The organism is Terrisporobacter petrolearius (assembly GCF_020748185.1).
In the GTDB taxonomy this organism is placed as follows: domain Bacteria; phylum Bacillota; class Clostridia; order Peptostreptococcales; family Peptostreptococcaceae; genus Terrisporobacter; species Terrisporobacter petrolearius.
This window is the reverse complement of record NZ_JAHZMO010000198.1, coordinates 1-439: the sequence shown is the minus strand read 5'-3', so window position 1 is coordinate 439 and position 439 is coordinate 1. Positions and strand designations below refer to the sequence as shown.

Annotated in this window: 1 protein-coding gene; it reads right to left on the bottom strand. The window is 40.5% G+C overall.

Features of this window, described 5'->3' with window-relative positions; all coding sequences use genetic code 11:
* Positions 1–29: 29 nt before the first annotated feature.
* Positions 30–439, bottom strand: a 410-nt coding sequence (locus tag K0040_RS22575; protein ID WP_228110472.1) for a helix-turn-helix transcriptional regulator, incomplete at its 5' end; no start/stop codon positions are given.

Sequence of the window (439 nt, the reverse complement as noted above, 5' to 3'; positions counted from 1 at the left end):
CGTAGTCAGACTCACCGTAAGCCTGAAATTCACACCAGATAATCAATATGCTGATGGCGTACCAGCTCATTGATCCGCTTAAGATTGAGGATCATCATGATATTGTGTTTATGGCAGTAGAACGTTTTTAGCGATATTTTCAGTTTCTCCAGAATATCTTCCGTTGTCATTTGATTCGCAATGCAGCTCAGAACCTGATGTTGCTTGCGCGAAAGTGACACATTCGCTTCAGGCACAGAGCAGTAACTGCCATTGATGAGTGCGACAAAATCAATGATAGTGATAGTCCGCGGAACAAAGGTCACCGGCACTTTCCCCAGGCAGCGTTTAATATTAAAGGGGGAGAAAATAATGACATGGACAGGTTTTAATCGTTCAATTTGAGTGAGAAAATTAGAATGAAATACATTATTCATTAATGTATCAATAATGACGAAGG